The sequence below is a fragment of the Flavobacteriales bacterium genome (assembly GCA_029248105.1).
GTDB lineage: Bacteria > Bacteroidota > Bacteroidia > Flavobacteriales > UBA7312 > UBA8444.
The window spans coordinates 1-17,148 of sequence record JAQWJZ010000004.1 but is presented as its reverse complement, the minus strand read 5'-3'; the positions used below and the strand labels follow the sequence as shown (position 1 = coordinate 17,148).

The following is a 17,148-nucleotide window of genomic DNA, read 5'->3' as shown; positions in this document are numbered from 1 at the left end:
GGGATTCTGAAAGTTATCTCAATATTTGGGTCTGTGATTTATCTGGAAACACTTTAGGCTTCGCTCAATTTCCTGGAGGACCAGCTTCTTCTGACGGCGTAGTGGTAGATTACGAATATTTTGGATCAATTGGCACGGCTCTATATCCTTATAATTTAGGAAGAACTTTAACTCATGAAGTTGGTCATTGGTTAAATTTACGACATATTTGGGGAGATAGTTATTGTGGTGATGACCTGGTTGATGACACTCCAACCCAAGAGTCTGCTAATGGTGGTTGTCAAACTTTTCCATCAGTTAGTTGTAATAATGGGCCTGATGGAGATATGTTTATGAATTATATGGACTATAGTTATGACAATTGTCTTCATATGTTTACTACTGGTCAAAAAAACAGAATGATTGCAGCATTAAACAATAGTCGTAGTGGATTATTAAATAATAATTTATGTACTCCCTATTTAGCTGGTTGTACTGATTCACTAGCTAATAACTTCAACCCATTGGCTACCGCTGAGGATAGTTCATGTCAATACAGCTGCATAGATTATAGCATAAATATTTTAACTGATTGCTGGGGTGAAGAAACTTCTTGGGAGCTTATAAAAAATGGTGATATAATACAATCTTCTCCAACTAATTCTTATGAGGACAATACCTTATATGAATACAATTTATGTCTTACACAGGGGTGTTATACATTTAGCATTAATGATAGCTATGGAGATGGTTTAAGTGGCGGTTCATATTCATCTTGTAATTCAGATGGTGATTTCTATATTTTAAATAATAACAATCCTATTGTGAGTATGTCACAAGCTAACTTTGGTTCAAATATTAGCTTTGAATTCTGTGTTGAACTTGTATCAGGCTGTACTGATTCGGTAGCTACAAATTTTGATATCAATGCTCAGCTAGATGATGGATCGTGCGAGTATTATGAACCAAATGCATGCGATCTAATTGTAGATGGATTGTATGTTGATAATATTATTCATAATAGGGCAAGGTTTAATTGGCAGCAACCCAATATTTTGCCTTCACATTATATGATTAGATATAGAGAGTTAGGCTCGTTTTCATGGACAGTAATAACTGCTGGCTCTATCAATACAACTCCCTTTACGGGCACAAGTAGAAACAGGTACTTTCTAGAGCCAAATACAACTTATGAATGGTCGATTAGAAGTCGATTATTAAACGTAAATGGAAGTATAGATTGTCAATCTCTATGGTCTGAAAATTCACAATTCACAACTCTTGAAAGTTGCCCTAATTTAATTGACTTATCGGTTGAAACTGAAACTAACTGGGTTACTTTTGTGGCTCAAGCACCAAGTAACGAATGGGGAGTTTGGCAATCTAAGGCAAAAATTAATGAAATTGGAACAAATAGTTACAGATATGTCATTGGTGATAATGATGGTAATATAAATACTATCAAGGGTAATTTCACTGCTGATACAGATTATCAATGGCATACTAAAGCATGGTGCACAGGTAATGTTGATGAAAATGGAAACTCTGATTTACAGTATCATTCTTCATGGGGAGAATTTTCAACATTTAGTACGCAAAGTTCTTGCGATAAATTACCTATCAATTTAAATACGAGTTCCAACCTTTTACAAACTAATATTACAATGAATTGGGACTCCCCTGTTTCAGGAAATCCAGATCATTATTTTATAGAACTTAAAAATCTTTCAACTAATCAGATTTGGCAATGGAATAACATTCCTGGAAATGCTAATTCAAAAACAAAATATAATTTAGATAACGGACCATATATTTGGAAAATTAGAGCGTCTTGTGGCACAAATGGTACAACATGGGCAACCCCCTTTAGTGACATTGTATTTTATAATTTGGGAGCCTCTAGAATTAGTAAGTCATTCCATTTTGAAATTTATCCCAATCCATCTAGAGGTCTTTTTTATCTAGATTTCATTTCTGATGATTCTATTGAAATTAAAGTTTTCAATTCTATGGGGAAAAATATCAAAACAATTACTGCTTTGAACAAAACAGTTATTGATCTCTCAAATTATGCTAAAGGCATCTATAACGTATTGATAAAATCTGATGATAAAATTTTTAACAAACAGATAGTTTTACAATAATTAATGAGTTGAAGTAATTATATCTAAGATTCATAATTCTCACTATTGTAGAATCATAATAACATGTCTAACTTTCTAGTCGAGCACAATTCGTTTTTCTACCGTACCATCATCATAAAGATAATACATAGGTATGCCCTTTTTAAAATCAATTTCTTGCCCCAATAAGTTAGTGATTTGAAGTAGCTTTTTAGATGATGTTGTTAGGCCTTCAATACCCACAGAATTCAAACATTCCAATTCACAATCTGCTAATGATGAATAAATACCTGAACCATCAAGAGGGTCAATACATGCCTCATCAATACACCTAAAGCTAATCACTTCCTCGTCATCACAAATACCATCGTCATCCTCGTCATTGTCAATGATAACACCATCTTCACAACTTTCGCAAATACCATCAAGGTATTGGCATGATAAATCGTCAACAGTAGCATATTCAGAATAATTACAAGCTAAAGAATCTATACAGCCAAAAGCATCTTGGCATTCTACGGATAATTGCCAATTGTAGAAGTAGTAATAATAATCTTGTGAGTTTGAGGTAGTATTGGCAGTAATACTTAAGTAATCTAGAATATTGATAGGAAATATATCGGTTTGAACATTATTGTTTCTGTATAAACCTAAGTTATTTCCCAAAACACCGATTTTGTAATCGATACCTTCTTCAATATTGTAATTCAATGGTAAAGTATTTAATCCTTCACTCAAAATGAAGTTTGCACTATAAACTTGATTATCGTTATTGTCTAAAATCTCAATCTCAACAACAAATGAGGTTTGAGCATAAACATCAACTGAGTTTATTGTAACATCATTAAGACAGTCAAATACCATATCATATTGGTCATTATCATGATAACCACCGACACCGTAACTGAAATTATCTGCAGGACCCCCATTAGCCACCAGCGTATTTGCCGTTAAATCATAATTATCGGATAATGGATTGGTACAGCCTAAATTTGCTGCTACACAACTACCGTCATCAAAACAGGCTTCTGGATTATAATTCAAGGAAGATATTTCCGTACAGCCATCTACATAACAACAACTGTTATCCTCAATAGAAGCGTTGGCATCGAAATTAACAGCAGCAGCATCGGTACAACCACATTCTTGTCCCAATTCAAATTGTACTAAGTCATTAAAATAAATTAGATTTACTCTATCGTATCCAGAAGTGAAGTAGATATCACAATTGATAACAAAACAACCGGGCGCCCAACGGGCATTGCCAGGGTGAGACTCCAATTGCACCCAGCTATCTGATTGAGGGGTATATTCCCAAAGCTCACCACTATCTAAAGGACCATGATTATCACCATCTCCACTAAGTAAATACCCTTTACCGTTATAGGAAAATTGCGTCCCTGCTACCCTGCCTTCAGATGGAAAAACATTTAAAGTAATCCAACTGTCCGTTTCAGCATCGTATTTATAAAAATCGTTATAGACATTTATATTACCATCTATGCTGTTACCATGTCCGAAGCCTACATATGGAATGCCATCAATTCCAAAATAAAAAGGGTGATGTCTGTCACCAAAAACAAAATCGGCTTTTTGTGACCAGCTATCTGAAGGAATATCGTATTCCCACCAATCGCCCAAATTAGAGGTATTACTACCCAAGCCTACATAGACTTTATCGTTTACAAGTATTAAAGCAGGGTGACTTCTTCCTGCTGAAGGAAAACTGGCTAATTGTGTCCATTCATTATTAGGAATATCATATGCCCACCAATCGGTTGGGTAATCGGAATTGAATTTCCCAAAACCTACATAAGCAGTCGTATTATTAGATACACCATAAGCGTATCCTCTCGGACCACCAGGAAAATTAGCCAATTGCTCCCAACTTTGAGTTTGAGCATCGTATCGAAAAGCATCTTCAAGGTATTCTCCTAATTCATTCTGACCAGCCATGACGAAACCGTAACGGTCGTTAGAAAATGTAACAGGATGATGTCTGCTATCTCCAGAATAAGAAGGACTTGATTGCCAATTTTGGGCATTCAATGTGAAAGAGAATAAAAGGGCTATAAAAAAGAGTAAACGTATAAGATTCACTTGAAAAAGGTTGTGTTAGTAATAAGGTACAAAAATACTGAATTTTGTTTTCAAGTAGAAGTTCAAACAAATACTTAGAATAGCATTAAACATATTTGTATATAACTATATGCTATCTATTCAAAAATATTTACATTTGCGCTCACATTTTTAATGGTCGCGTAGCTCAGCTGGATAGAGCATCTGCCTTCTAAGCAGACGGTCACAGGTTCGAATCCTGTCGCGATCACAAAAAAGCTCAACAATTTTATTGTTGAGCTTTTTTAGTTAAATTCGTCTTATTCTTAAAACCTAAAGCCATGTACAAAATCCTTACTCTGCTGTTATTATGCTTATATCTAAGTAGTTTTTCACAAGAAAAGAAGTTAAAATTTGGGATCGAACTAACACCTAACTATTCAATTGCTAATGTATTCATTAAGGAACCCTTACATGATAGCATTAAATTCCTTGAGGAACTTTCTAGACAAGAAGACGTATTTAAACGAAAAAAACTATCTGTTAATGCAAAAATATTTACTGAATATGAATTAAGTCAAAAAACTAAAATTGGTATTGGATTTGGCTTTCAAAATAATGGAAGTAGATATGCGAATTTTCATTTCGGCGATGAAATTAACCCTGAAAATGGTGATTTTACGGCATCTAATATCAAAAAAGTTACACTTTTAACAATTCACTACCATATTGAAGTACCCTTATACCTTAAATTTTACATCAACGATAAAATTTACAGCCAAATGGGGTTAAGTTGTAGTTACAACATTTACAACAAAACTGTAAGTAAAATATATTATACTGACCAGCCAGCAAGAATAACCACACAAAAAATTAAACATTCTTATGCTCCTTTTAGAAAAATAAATTTGAATGGAAATGTAGCCTTTGGAATAGACTTCTATAATACTGATAAAATCACCTTGTTTGCTAACCCCTATGCACAATACAGTTTTTTAGGTCAATATACAGAGGTACTAATAAACAGGAAAATGCTTTCTGTTGGAATTGGCTTATGGGTAAAACTTTAGGTCTTACCTACCCTTTTTCAGTGGGAATTTCATTCGATAATCGACCTTTACATTACCTTTAGAAATATCGTTTAGTTTACGTTTCAATAAGCGTTTCTTGATAGCACTAAGATAATCTGTAAAAAGCACGCCTTCAATATGGTCGTATTCATGTTGTATGATTCGGGCTTTAGTGCCATCATATTCTTCCTCTATGGTATTGAAATCTTGGTCTTGATAACGAATACGAACTTTAGAAAGACGTGATACATCTTCTCTAATACTTGGAATGGACAAACAACCTTCATTAAAATTCCATTCTTCGCCACTTTCTTCGACTATTTGAGGGTTGATGAATACCTTGCGAAAGCCTTCCATATCAGCGTCTTCATCGGCAAAAGGGCTACCATCCACAATAAATAGACGGATACTCCTACCAATTTGAGGTGCTGCTAAACCTACTCCACTAGCTTCATACATGGTTTCAAACATGTCTTCAATCAACTCTTTTAAATTGGGATAGTCCGAAGAGATCTCTTCAGCTTTCTGTTTTAAAACCTTTGTTCCGTATGCTACAATAGGTATAATCATCTATAAAAGCTCTTGTATAAGTTGTTCTATACTAATGCCTTCGGCATCAGCTTGATACGTTTTAACTAATCGGTGTCTCAGAATAGGCTCAGCTACAGCTTTGACATCTTCTATATCTGGTGAATACTTACCATTAATAGCCGCATGACATTTAGCCCCTACTACCAAAAATTGAGAAGCTCTAGGTCCTGCACCCCAAGCAATAAACTGATTCACTCTATCTGTTGCCATTGCTGTATTGGGACGTGTCTTAGCGACTAACTTAACAGCATATTCCATTACATTATCGGCAACTGGTATCTTGCGTATTAAATTTTGATAGTGCAATATTTGTTCGGCATTAAGAATTTTATCTAATACCACTTTTTTGTCAGAGGTAGTATTTTTAATAACTTCTAGTTCCTCTTCATAAGAAGGGTAATCCAAAACAACATTAAACATAAAGCGGTCGAGTTGTGCTTCTGGAAGTGGGTAAGTACCTTCCTGTTCAATAGGGTTTTGAGTAGCTAACACAAAAAAGGGCTTGTCCAATTCATAACGACTTCCTGCTGCTGTAACGGCTTTTTCTTGCATCGCTTCTAACAAAGCTGCTTGTGTTTTTGGTGGCGTACGGTTTATCTCATCGGCCAAAACAATATTAGCAAACAAAGGGCCTTTGTTAAAACTAAATTGTCTATTCTCATCAAGGATTTCAGAACCCACTATATCAGATGGCATCAAATCAGGAGTAAACTGAATTCTGTTGAATTTTAACCCTAAAGACTGAGCTATGGTCTGAACTAACAAAGTCTTTGCTAAACCAGGTACACCGACTAGCAAACAATGACCTTGACTAAAAATAGATATGAGGACGTTTTTAACGACTTCATCTTGCCCTACTATAACTTTGGCTATTTCCTTTCTAAATCTCTCGTAGGATTCTTTAAACCCATCTAATTCATCAACTTCTGACATCTATTCTCTTACTTTTTCCAATTATCATTCCATACACAATCAAAATCTTTTTTGATATCTATGTAGGTTTCCTTTAATTTATCTTTCTTCCATTCATTCAAAGCCTGAGCTTTCATCTCCTGCAAAGCTACACTCTGAATACGGTCGTAATCTTCTTTCAAATTTGCTTGATGTTCTTCAATAATCCTATCTACATTGATAATACGACAGCCTTTGCGACCATCAAAACTAACAAAAACGGTAGGCTTTGAATATTCGTTTTCTTTTAATCCATCAATAGTAGAGGAAACAGAAAATTCTAATTCTTCTAATACAAATGAAGATGAACCCGTTTGTGGATTCACAATCACTCCCCCATTGTTTTTAGATTCATCTTCTGAATACTTAATGGCTAACTGCTCGAACGACAAGGTATCTTTTGCCATAAATTGAATAATGCTATCTAGTTTGGTCTTAGCCTTTTCAACAGCATTAGAACTAATATTTGGTTTAATAAGGATATGACGTATATTGAATTGCTGTCCTCTTCTCTTTACCATTTGTATAAGGTGAAAACCGAACTTTGTTTCTACAACATCTGACAATTCGCCCTCTTGCAAACGAAAGGCTACCGATTCAAATTTAGGAACAAGCTTACCTTTCTTCACAAAACCTAAATCGCCACCAACTTTAGCAGATCCTGGGTCATCAGAATACAAAGACGCTAAAAAAGCGAAATCTTCACCATTTTGAACACGTTGCTTAAAACCGTTTAACTTTTTAGTGATGCGTTCTCTTTCGGACTTATCTACTTTAGGATAAACAACTAATTGAGAAAGGTATATCTCTTCAGGAAACAGAGGTAAGCTATCTTCTGGAATTTTATTATAAAATTTCAACACTTCTTGAGGTGTAACCTTTACACCTGAAGTTATTTTACTTTCCATACGCTGAGCCAAACGTTGTTCCTTGAAAATAGTTTGAAACTCTTCTCTTATTTGAGAGATGGTTTTACCAAAATAATCCTCTAATTTTTTCTCTGAACCTATCTGACTCACAAAATAATCAATACGTTGGTCAATAGCATCATTTATTTCATCCTCTGTAACTTCCAAACTATCTATTTCAGCTTGATGGCTTAATAGCTTTTGAAACATCAGTTCTTCCATCACTTCACACCTGAGGCTGGCATTGGTAACATCAGAGGCTTTTAGTTGTAGGTATTGCTGTTCTATTTCAGATTTTAAAATCGCTTTATCACCAATAACAGCGACCACCCCTTCTACCATTTCTTGAGCTAATAAAGGCAAAGTGAAAATTTGAAAAGAAAATATTAATAGACTAATTTTTTTCATACTGAACATAATTTTTAGCAAGTGCGTTTTGATATAAATCCATCTCTACATGTTTAAGAAAATTAATTTTTCTTCTATTTACAATAATAGATTGTATTTGATTGCTTACCATTTCCAAAGGTGAAACGCTACCCTTTGATTTATATTTTTTGACGTGAAGAAAATAATAAAAATCATTATCTACAAATTCTATGTCTTTGCCCTTATAGAGGGTTCTAGAAGTATAGCTTTCGGGAAAAGCCTTAAAGATATCGTCTACATAAAGCCAATTATCATCTAGGTAGTAGTCATCAGCAAATTGATAACAGTAATCTTCTAGAGATAATTTACTTTCATCATCATCCTTTTTAAAAAGACTTTTTACCTTCCAGAGATAAGGTACTTCTTTCTTTAGTTTGATATAATTCACCTTTACCACAGCATCTTTTAAGATGAAGTTTTGTTTATTCTTGGCATAGTAAGTTTCTATTTCCTCCTCACTTACAAGAGTATCGAGTTTTTGGTTAAGTAATTCTTTTTGATAAGAATAAATCAAGAGGGCATTTTCGTAGCTCTCTACTTGAGATTGAACATTCTGCTGAAGTAACGGTAAGTTGATTTTAGCCTTTTGAACTAGTAGCTGTTCCTTAGCCCACTTTTCACAAAGTGTTCTGAGTAATTTCAAGCTATCTTCATCACTTAGGTCTGGAGACATAAGGTGCTGAATGTCAGAATAATATAACTCATCACCATAAACGGTAACAAGAAGATTGTCTGTATCACTATTGAAGAAATTACAGGAAAAAAGCCCTAATACTAGAATAAATAATAAAGCTTTTTTCCTCATAATTTTTTACGAATTTATTAGTCTACCAATTTATAAAGAACATCGGTATAAACTTCGGCAGGATATTTTTTCTCTAACTCTAATTTCCAAGCCGCTTCTAAATAGTTTTGGTAATTAGTAATTACCTCTCCTTTAGCCTCTTCAAATGTTTTTTGCTCCCCATTTTTGAGTTCTTTAACGTCAGCAAAAAATACCGAACCGTCTAGGTTAGATTCATTTTCTGTAAGTCCTTTAAACCAATGGTTATCGACAGCATTGCTTTTACCTTTTTCAAAAGAACGTGAAGATATTTTAAGGTTATTAGCTCTGTATCGGTTCATCAATTTTAAAATACGTGTGTCACTTAAATAGAATTCGCCTTTTCCAAAGCCTAAATAACTCATTTCTTCAGAGGTCAACACACTAGAGTTATAGCGGTTGTTCAATAGTGTTCTTACTCTACTAGCTGTTAACTCATCGTTGGAGGTGTAAACTGTTGTTAAAGCTCTTTCGTCCCACTGGTAATTTTCTTTAGTTAAGTTGTAGTAATTTAACAAGCCTGCAGTATCGTCAATAGCTTTTGACCATACTTTTTGATCCATTAAATCGAATAACATGATACCATCGTGGTACTCTTTCATTAAAGCCTTGAACTCGGGGTATTTTTCTTCTAGCTTGGAGTCCTCATAATCCAAACAGGTTTTGTTTACCCACTCTTCGTATCTCTGTTTTACTACTGGACAGCTATTTGCTGAATCTACATTGATTTTGTTTGCTGCTAAATAATCAGCAAAATCATCTTGAGTGTAAGCGATGCCATCTAAAGTAAACATGGTTTTACCGTCAGTAGTATAAGACGCTCTATCCCATTTTTTATAATTGATTTTACAAAATGGGTCTATGTTGTTAGAATAGTTACCACCTAAATCAATATTTAATTGATTTAGTCTAGGTATATAAAAGTCAGTATGATCAAGAGGGCTACGACTTCTACCTTCAGAGAAGTTGTACTCATCTTTAATTCTTGCAATTAAAGATTCTACTCCTCTATTGCTTCTACTATCTCTCTTAATTTTATTTTTGATATCCGCTTCAGAATCTTCAAACGAAGGTATACCTCTTCTGTCTAGTAATTTAATAACATGCCAACCGTACATTGTTTGAATAGGTTTTGAAACCTCTCCTGCTGAGCTTAGGTTGAAAGCTGTGTTTTCAAATTCTGGAACCATCTGACCAGCACCAAACCAAGGTAACTCACCGTTATTTTTGGCTGAACCTTTATCATCAGAAAATTTAGTCATTTCTTCGAATGATGCACCATCACTTAAAGACTTCATCAATTGTTGTAATTTCTCTTGATTAGCTGCCTTTTCATTAGAGGTTGCATCTTCTCTTTCTTCTATCATGATATGAGCAACTTTAACTTCTCCTCTGTTAGGTCTTTTATCGGCCGTTTTTAATATGTGGTAACCGAATTGAGTTCTAAAAACATCAGAAACCTTTCCTACTGGTGTATTGAAAGCTGCCGATTCGAATGGATAAACCATACGGAATGCTGAAAAGTAACCCAAATCACCATTATTGGTTTTGGCAGACGGGTCACTAGAATATTCATTGGCTAATTTACCGAAATCTTCACCCTTTAGAGCTCTATTTCTCAATCCTTTAATTGTGTTGTAAGCATCTAAAGTATCTTGAGGAGATGCATTATCAGCAACACTAATTAGGATATGACTAGCTTGCACTTCGTACTTCATTCTTTCATAAGCCTCAGCGACTAGTTCATCTTCAGCAGCTTGGTCAGTCAGATAAGGACGAGCAAGTTGCTTTCTGTATCCCGCTAACTCATTTTTAAAAGTTACAGATGTATCCATCTGATTTTCTTGGGCATACAATACTTTTCTTTTGAAATCAATAAATAGATCAGTGTAATCGTCCAAGTATTTTTGGGTTACCTTTTCTTCATTATTGTTTTTGTTGAAAATTGACTCAAATTCTCCAAGTTGTACCTTTTCTGGTCCTACTTGCATAACCATATCAGGATCATCACCTGTGGAAGAAGTCATTTTAACTGGTGAGTTACCACCTGCCATAGCAATACTTGAAGTAAGTGCAAAGGCTAATAAAATTAGAATTTTGTTCATTTTGTTTAAGTTTAATTATTAAATAAGTTTATCGACTATAGTTAGGTGCTTCTTTTGTAATACTTACATCGTGTGGGTGGCTTTCGGCCATTCCTGCAGATGTTATTCTTATAAATTTTGCTTCTGAAAGTGCAGCGATGTTGTGAGCACCACAATATCCCATCCCTGCTCTCAATCCACCAATCATCTGGTGAATAACTTCATCTAAATTTCCTTTAAAAGCTACTCTACCAACAATACCTTCTGGCACTAGCTTTTTGGCATTATCTTGATTAGATTGAAAGTAGCGATCTTTAGAACCTGCCTGCATAGCTTCTACTGAACCCATACCTCTGTAGGTTTTAAATTTTCTACCTTCAAATATGATAGTTTCTCCAGGTGCTTCTTCAACACCTGCAAAAATTGAACCTAACATGACAGAACTTGCTCCTGCTACCATAGCTTTTACAATATCTCCAGAATAACGCACACCACCATCTGCAATGATAGGTATACCTCTGTCTTTTAGTGCTTTTGACACACTAATAATTGCTGATAGTTGAGGAAGCCCTACCCCTGCTACTACACGAGTAGTACAAATAGAACCTGGACCAATGCCTACTTTAACAGCATCTACACCTGCATCGGCTAAAGCTATAGCGGCTTGTTCAGTAGCAATATTACCTGCAATAATATCTATGTCAAATTCGGATTTTAATTTCTTAACGGTATCGATAACTCCCTTACTGTGACCATGTGCAGTATCTACAATAATAGCATCAACACCTGCATCTACTAGAGATTGGACACGCTCGCTAACATCGGCAGTAACACCTACTGCAGCTGCCACTCTTAATCGACCATATTGATCTTTGCAAGAATTGGGGCGCGTTTTGTTTTTCATGATGTCTTTGTAGGTAATTAGTCCGACTAATTTACCATTTTCATCAACAACAGGCAACTTTTCAATTTTATTAGCTTGAAGAATATCCTCGGCATTTTCTAAATCGGTAAGTTGAGTAGTAATCAAATTATCAAGCTTTGTCATAACTTGAGAGATTGGTCTAGAGTGATTTTTTTCAAAACGCAAATCTCGATTAGTCACAATTCCTACTAAATCACCTTCATCTGCAATAACAGGAATACCTCCTATTTTATTTTCTTTCATTATCTCTAAAGCATCACTAACAAGAGAATCTTGAGGCAATGTTATAGGATCGAGAATCATACCACTCTCTGAACGCTTGACCTTGCGCACTTCAGCCGATTGCTCAGTAATTGACATATTTTTGTGAAGTACCCCAATGCCACCGTCTTGAGCCATAGAGATGGCCATTTTTGCTTCTGTAACAGTGTCCATCGCTGCAGATACGATAGGAATATTCAATTTAATGTTCCTAGAAAACTGAGTAGATACATTGACTTGATGTGGTAAAATATCAGAATAATCTGGTACTAGCAACACATCGTCGTATGTCAATCCTTCGCCTATTATTTTCTGATTGTAATCCATACTCAAAAATTAGTGTGGCAAAGGTAGTAAAATCTTAAACAAATAGAAGATATTTTAAATGAGATTATCGAAATAGCATTATACTTCCACCCTCGTGTAATTGCTCACCTTGTGCGTAGTCAATTTGAATACTATAAATATACACTCCATCTGGTGCAAGTGAATTATTAATAGTACCGTCCCAAGCCTCATGTATGGAATTGGTTTCGAAAATAGCTTCTCCAAACCTTGTGTAGATTTTCAAACTGTAATTTTGAATGGCATTTTCTCCATAAACAACAACTTTCCATTCGTTATTCTTCAAGTCTTGATTTTGTGGTGTAAAGGCTTTAGGAATAAACAGTAAGGGAGATTTTGAAATACATAACTTATTTGATAGAACAGAATCTTTTCTATTTAGAGAATTATTGAGGTTTTCAGTAGAGAGAAGATAGACACAAACCTTACCTACATCAGACCGTATAGGCACATCGTATTGCATATCTGGATAAGCGTCTTGCAAATAGCTTTTTTCACCGTTAACTTCTTTCCATAATTCAATATGTGAACTCGATATAAAATTATCGTATTTACCACATTCTACTGAAATAGATTCTTTAGTGACGGATAGCGGAGTCAATTTTAAATTGTAGGCTACAGATGTATCCGTTATTCCACTGAACTGGGGCAACTTATATTCTTTACCACAAATATCTACTGGCTTGGACTTATAGTAATACACATTTCTTTCTGGCAAAACTAATGGGTCAATAGTTGTAAATTCATCATTAGTTAGATTGGCTTTACCCAAAAAAAATTGAAAACCATTTTCTAAATTAGACTTGTAAATATTAACGTGACTCAAATCTTCAGAATTAGATAAGACACTTACCTCTATACTATTTTCTCCAACAACGCTAACCCTATTGATATAACTGTACATAGGCACATCAATATCGGTAGTTACTATTTCCAATATATTGGATTTTGAGATATAATTAACGGGGCTTATTGTTTCTAACCACAAGATGTATTTGCTAGAATATTCAATAGGAAAATCATAAGAAGAATCCGTTTGACTAATAGCAATTGTTTGTTCTGGAAAAGGAATGCCGGATAACAAATCTTCTCTAGTTATTTTAAGCTGATAACCATCCATGCCGTACATATTGAGATAACTGTTCCAATTCAGCTGAAGAATGGTATCACAATTTTCATAGTCATACTGAAGGAAAACGGTAGAATGCGAATCGCTACGAACACTACTATTGCCCAAAGCATCGAAAGCTACTACACTGAAGGTTTCTATTTTTTGTTGAGGATTAGCGTTTTGTGTGGAGTAGTTCGTGTTGTTAATTCCCATTATGGTATCTAGCGGAATCCATAAACCAGAAATATCTTGAAAATAAATAACATAGCCCACAACATCTGTGGTTGTATTTACCCAGTTTATATCCACTTGCTGAGTGCTGTGATTAACACTAACATAAGTGATTAGTGGAGCATCTGGGTCTTGAGAAAAAGCCACAAACGACCTCAAAAAAAGCAAGGTTAATATAAAAGTTTTGAGAATTCGCATTATTATAATTAACTAACGGATAAGTCTACAACACTATTTTGGATAATTTATTTTTCATCATATCAAATTCTTCAATTATTTCTTGAACAATTTCGGCGGCAGGTTTGATCGTATTCATCGTTGCCGATATTTGACCGATTTCTAATTCACCTTCATCTAAGTCGCCCATGAACATACCTTTCTTTGCTCTGCCCCTGCCCAACAATTCTTGAAGTTCTTCTTTTGTTGCTCCATTTTCATAGGCTGTAATAATTTGATGATAAAACTCATTCTTTAAAAGTCTAACAGGAGTGATTTCTTTTAACATCAATTGGGTATCGCCCTCTTTGGCTTTTAGAATATAGTCTTTAAAATTTTGATGCGCCGAAGATTCTGGCGAAGCAATGAAACGACTTCCTATCTGCACACCGTCAGCACCCAAAGCCATAGCCGCCAACATTCCTGCACCGCTACCAATACCTCCAGCAGCAATCAAGGGTACTGAAACGGCTCTTCTTATCAGTGGAATAAGACACATCGTTGTGGTTTCTTCCCTGCCATTATGCCCTCCTGCCTCAAAGCCTTCAGCTACTATTGCATCTACTCCAGCATCAACAGCCTTCAAAGCAAATTTGACATTACTGACCACATGAACTACAGTTATTCCATGCTTTTTTAAATGACTAGTCCACTTAGCAGGATTTCCAGCCGAAGTAAATACTACCTTGACCCCTTCTTCAATAAGAATGGAAATATGATCATCAATCTGAGGGTAAAGCAGTGGTAAATTGACTGCAAAAGGCTTGTCCGTATGGGCTTGACATTTTTGGATATGCTCCCTCAATACATCGGGATACATAGAGCCTGAACCGATTATACCTAGCCCACCAGCATTGCTTACTGCCGATGCTAACTCCCAACCACTACACCAAATCATACCTGCTTGAATAAGTGGATATTTTATGCCAAATAATTGAGTAATAGTATTGTTCATTTTCTATCTTTGTTCCCGCAAAAATTAATGAAGCGAAATTATATAAAATTTACCAATGAAAAGAGATAACAGAATATTTGAGCTTGTTGAGGAAGAAAAAAACCGTCAAATATCAGGAATTGAGCTTATTGCCTCCGAAAATTTCGTGAGCGAACAAGTGATGGAAGCCATGGGTTCGGTACTGACCAATAAATATGCTGAAGGTTTTCCAAACAAGCGTTACTATGGTGGTTGTGAAGTGGTAGATAAGGTAGAACAATTGGCTATTGATAGAGTCAAAGAACTCTTTGGTGTTGAATATGCCAATGTACAACCCCACTCAGGTTCACAAGCTAATGCTGCTGTTTATCTTGCGGTACTAAAACCCGGAGACAAAATATTAGGCTTTAACCTAGCTCACGGCGGACACCTTACACACGGTTCTCCTGTCAACTTTTCTGGCAAAACATATCAAACGAGCTTCTATTCTGTAAAAGAAGAAGATGGGCTTATTGACTACGATGCTATGGAACAAACTGCCATAGAAGAAAAACCACAACTTATTATATGTGGTGCTTCGGCCTACTCTAAAGATATCGACTACGCTCGTTTTAGAGCCGTTGCCGATAAGGTGGGTGCATTACTTATGGGCGACATCTCTCACCCTTCTGGACTTATTGCCGCTGGACACCTAAACAACCCTGCACCACACTGCCATATCCTTACAACCACAACTCACAAAACTTTACGTGGACCTAGAGGTGGACTTATCATGATGGGCAAAGATTTTGATAATCCATGGGGATTAAAAACGCCCAAAGGAAACATTAGAAAAATGTCTGCACTATTGAACTCGGCAGTATTTCCTGGCACACAAGGTGGACCTTTAGAGCACGTAATTGGTGCTAAAGCGGTTGCGTTTGGAGAAGCCCTAGAACCTGAATTCAAAGCGTACACGGCTCAAGTAATAAAAAATGCGGCTGTTATGGCACAGTGCTTTATAGATAAAGGCTATAAAGTTATTTCTGGTGGCACTGAAAACCACTGTATGTTATTGGACTTACGCTCCAAAGGTGTAACGGGTAAAGATGCCGAAAATACACTTGTAAAAGCCGATATTACAGTTAATAAAAACATGGTGCCTTTTGATGACAAATCACCATTTATTACTTCTGGTATGCGAGTAGGTACTCCTGCTATCACTACACGAGGAATTAAGGAAGATACCATTCCTCAAATTGTAGATTTAATAGACGAGGTATTGATGAATATCGATAACGAAGAAGTTATTCTTAGTGTCCGCAAAAAAGTAAACGACCTTATGAGTCAGTTTCCTTTGTTTGCTTATTAAAAATAAAAAAGTATCTATTAGTTACAATGATTAAATCAGTCTAAGCTAATAGATACTTTTAAATTTAATAGTTTTTTACTAATTGAATTTTTAAACAAGAATTAGCTTCAAAATTTATAGTTCCACTCCAAATTACTTCTCCATCAATACCATCTTCTATTTTATAAGAATATTGTTTTGACTTTAATTTACCCAAATCCCTTGTAACAGTAATGGCACCATAATCTCCACATTCAGGGTTTGAGGTATAAGAAACACTTGCAGCTGATGAACACACTAATTCCCCTCCGACATAATAAACCAAAGAAGTCACAAATCTATCGTTAATTAAATATTCCGAGACAGGCTCTGTATACCAAAAGACTACTTTACCCTCATATATACAACTTCCATCATCTTTTTCCGCTAAAGCATCGTAGTTTTTAGCTATAGAGTCCATACATCCTTTTACTTTATTGCAGCTGGTAGTTGTTGTTCCAATTAATAATAAAAAGAGTAATAAGGTAGATGCTACCCCTAAAGAATGTAATTTTTTCATGATTTAAATAAGTTTTAGCTAAAAGCCCAAATATACAAATATTATCATTATTGATAACCTAAATCAGTTCAATTGAAAGTAGTATTTGATAAAATTAAAATGCAACTTCTCATAGGAAAAAACATAAAAAACATTCGTGAGAAGAAAGGAATTCCCCAACAGGTCTTAGCCGCTCAATGTAATATGGAAAAATCTAATTTAAGTCGCTTAGAGTCAGGGG

The 17,148-nt window shown here is 35.2% G+C and carries 14 protein-coding genes and 1 tRNA gene; 5 read left to right on the top strand and 10 right to left on the bottom strand.

What is annotated here, in order from left to right:
• A partial coding sequence (locus tag P8I29_00655; GenBank protein ID MDG1916306.1) for a M43 family zinc metalloprotease occupies window positions 1-2,123 on the top strand: 2,123 nt, incomplete at its 5' end.
• 75 nt (window positions 2,124-2,198) lie between these two features.
• Here P8I29_00655 and P8I29_00650 read toward each other — a convergent pair.
• Window positions 2,199-4,202 carry a kelch repeat-containing protein gene (locus P8I29_00650; protein ID MDG1916305.1) on the bottom strand — a complete coding sequence of 668 codons (2,004 nt, stop codon included), beginning with the start codon at window positions 4,200-4,202 and terminating at the stop codon, window positions 2,199-2,201.
• A gap of 155 nt (window positions 4,203-4,357) precedes the next feature.
• Here P8I29_00650 and P8I29_00645 point away from each other — a divergent pair.
• Both P8I29_00645 and P8I29_00640 read left to right on the top strand, forming a co-directional pair.
• Window positions 4,358-4,431: transfer RNA gene (locus tag P8I29_00645), tRNA-Arg, on the top strand.
• Between the two features lie 70 nt (window positions 4,432-4,501).
• Entirely contained in the window at window positions 4,502-5,230 is a 729-nt protein-coding gene (locus P8I29_00640; GenBank protein ID MDG1916304.1) for an outer membrane beta-barrel protein, read from the top strand.
• A gap of 3 nt (window positions 5,231-5,233) precedes the next feature.
• Here P8I29_00640 and def read toward each other — a convergent pair whose 3' ends face one another.
• The 8 genes from def to P8I29_00600 form a co-directional block, all read right to left on the bottom strand.
• Window positions 5,234-5,800, bottom strand: a complete 567-nt coding sequence (gene def / locus P8I29_00635) for a peptide deformylase (protein ID MDG1916303.1) — start codon at window positions 5,798-5,800, stop codon at window positions 5,234-5,236.
• A complete protein-coding gene (locus P8I29_00630; protein ID MDG1916302.1) occupies window positions 5,801-6,754 on the bottom strand; it encodes a MoxR family ATPase in 954 nt (317 codons plus the stop codon).
• Window positions 6,755-6,762: 8 nt separating this feature from the next.
• Window positions 6,763-8,088 carry a peptidylprolyl isomerase gene (locus tag P8I29_00625; GenBank protein ID MDG1916301.1) on the bottom strand — a complete coding sequence of 442 codons (1,326 nt, stop codon included), beginning with the start codon at window positions 8,086-8,088 and terminating at the stop codon, window positions 6,763-6,765.
• Complete coding sequence (locus tag P8I29_00620) at window positions 8,075-8,914, bottom strand: hypothetical protein (GenBank protein MDG1916300.1); 840 nt, start codon at window positions 8,912-8,914, stop codon at window positions 8,075-8,077. Before P8I29_00620 ends, P8I29_00625 begins: the two co-directional genes overlap by 14 nt.
• Window positions 8,915-8,931: 17 nt before the next feature.
• Window positions 8,932-11,037 carry a peptidylprolyl isomerase gene (locus P8I29_00615; GenBank protein ID MDG1916299.1) on the bottom strand — a complete coding sequence of 702 codons (2,106 nt, stop codon included), beginning with the start codon at window positions 11,035-11,037 and terminating at the stop codon, window positions 8,932-8,934.
• Window positions 11,038-11,065: 28 nt separating this feature from the next.
• Complete coding sequence (guaB, locus tag P8I29_00610; protein ID MDG1916298.1) at window positions 11,066-12,529, bottom strand: IMP dehydrogenase; 1,464 nt, start codon at window positions 12,527-12,529, stop codon at window positions 11,066-11,068.
• 64 nt (window positions 12,530-12,593) lie between these two features.
• Window positions 12,594-14,087, bottom strand: a complete 1,494-nt coding sequence (locus tag P8I29_00605; GenBank protein ID MDG1916297.1) for a gliding motility-associated C-terminal domain-containing protein — start codon at window positions 14,085-14,087, stop codon at window positions 12,594-12,596.
• Between the two features lie 25 nt (window positions 14,088-14,112).
• Window positions 14,113-15,060, bottom strand: coding sequence for a nitronate monooxygenase (locus tag P8I29_00600; protein MDG1916296.1), 948 nt, complete (start codon window positions 15,058-15,060; stop codon window positions 14,113-14,115).
• A 55-nt stretch (window positions 15,061-15,115) separates the two neighbouring features.
• Here P8I29_00600 and glyA point away from each other — a divergent pair, with 55 nt between their 5' ends.
• Window positions 15,116-16,390 (top strand): serine hydroxymethyltransferase, encoded by a 1,275-nt coding sequence (gene glyA / locus P8I29_00595; GenBank protein ID MDG1916295.1) that lies wholly within the window; start codon window positions 15,116-15,118, stop codon window positions 16,388-16,390.
• Between the two features lie 64 nt (window positions 16,391-16,454).
• Here the strand turns inward: glyA and P8I29_00590 are convergent, their stop codons facing one another.
• Complete coding sequence (locus tag P8I29_00590; protein MDG1916294.1) at window positions 16,455-16,928, bottom strand: hypothetical protein; 474 nt, start codon at window positions 16,926-16,928, stop codon at window positions 16,455-16,457.
• Between the two features lie 99 nt (window positions 16,929-17,027).
• On the opposite strand from P8I29_00590, the gene P8I29_00585 reads away from it, so the two are divergent.
• Window positions 17,028-17,148: helix-turn-helix transcriptional regulator (locus P8I29_00585; protein ID MDG1916293.1), on the top strand; the 121-nt coding region annotated here is incomplete at its 3' end.

What these genes read in the sequence shown, in the direction of transcription:
- def (MDG1916303.1), bottom strand. Translation starts at nt 5,800, where the DNA reads ATGATTATACCTATTGTAGCATACGGAACAAAGGTTTTAAAACAGAAA.
- glyA (MDG1916295.1), top strand. Translation starts at nt 15,116, where the DNA reads ATGAAAAGAGATAACAGAATATTTGAGCTTGTTGAGGAAGAAAAAAAC.
- P8I29_00640 (MDG1916304.1), top strand. Translation starts at nt 4,502, where the DNA reads ATGTACAAAATCCTTACTCTGCTGTTATTATGCTTATATCTAAGTAGT.
- P8I29_00600 (MDG1916296.1), bottom strand. Translation starts at nt 15,060, where the DNA reads ATGAACAATACTATTACTCAATTATTTGGCATAAAATATCCACTTATT.
- guaB (MDG1916298.1), bottom strand. Translation starts at nt 12,529, where the DNA reads ATGGATTACAATCAGAAAATAATAGGCGAAGGATTGACATACGACGAT.
- P8I29_00620 (MDG1916300.1), bottom strand. Translation starts at nt 8,914, where the DNA reads ATGAGGAAAAAAGCTTTATTATTTATTCTAGTATTAGGGCTTTTTTCC.
- P8I29_00590 (MDG1916294.1), bottom strand. Translation starts at nt 16,928, where the DNA reads ATGAAAAAATTACATTCTTTAGGGGTAGCATCTACCTTATTACTCTTT.
- P8I29_00630 (MDG1916302.1), bottom strand. Translation starts at nt 6,754, where the DNA reads ATGTCAGAAGTTGATGAATTAGATGGGTTTAAAGAATCCTACGAGAGA.
- P8I29_00625 (MDG1916301.1), bottom strand. Translation starts at nt 8,088, where the DNA reads ATGAAAAAAATTAGTCTATTAATATTTTCTTTTCAAATTTTCACTTTG.
- P8I29_00615 (MDG1916299.1), bottom strand. Translation starts at nt 11,037, where the DNA reads ATGAACAAAATTCTAATTTTATTAGCCTTTGCACTTACTTCAAGTATT.
- P8I29_00605 (MDG1916297.1), bottom strand. Translation starts at nt 14,087, where the DNA reads ATGCGAATTCTCAAAACTTTTATATTAACCTTGCTTTTTTTGAGGTCG.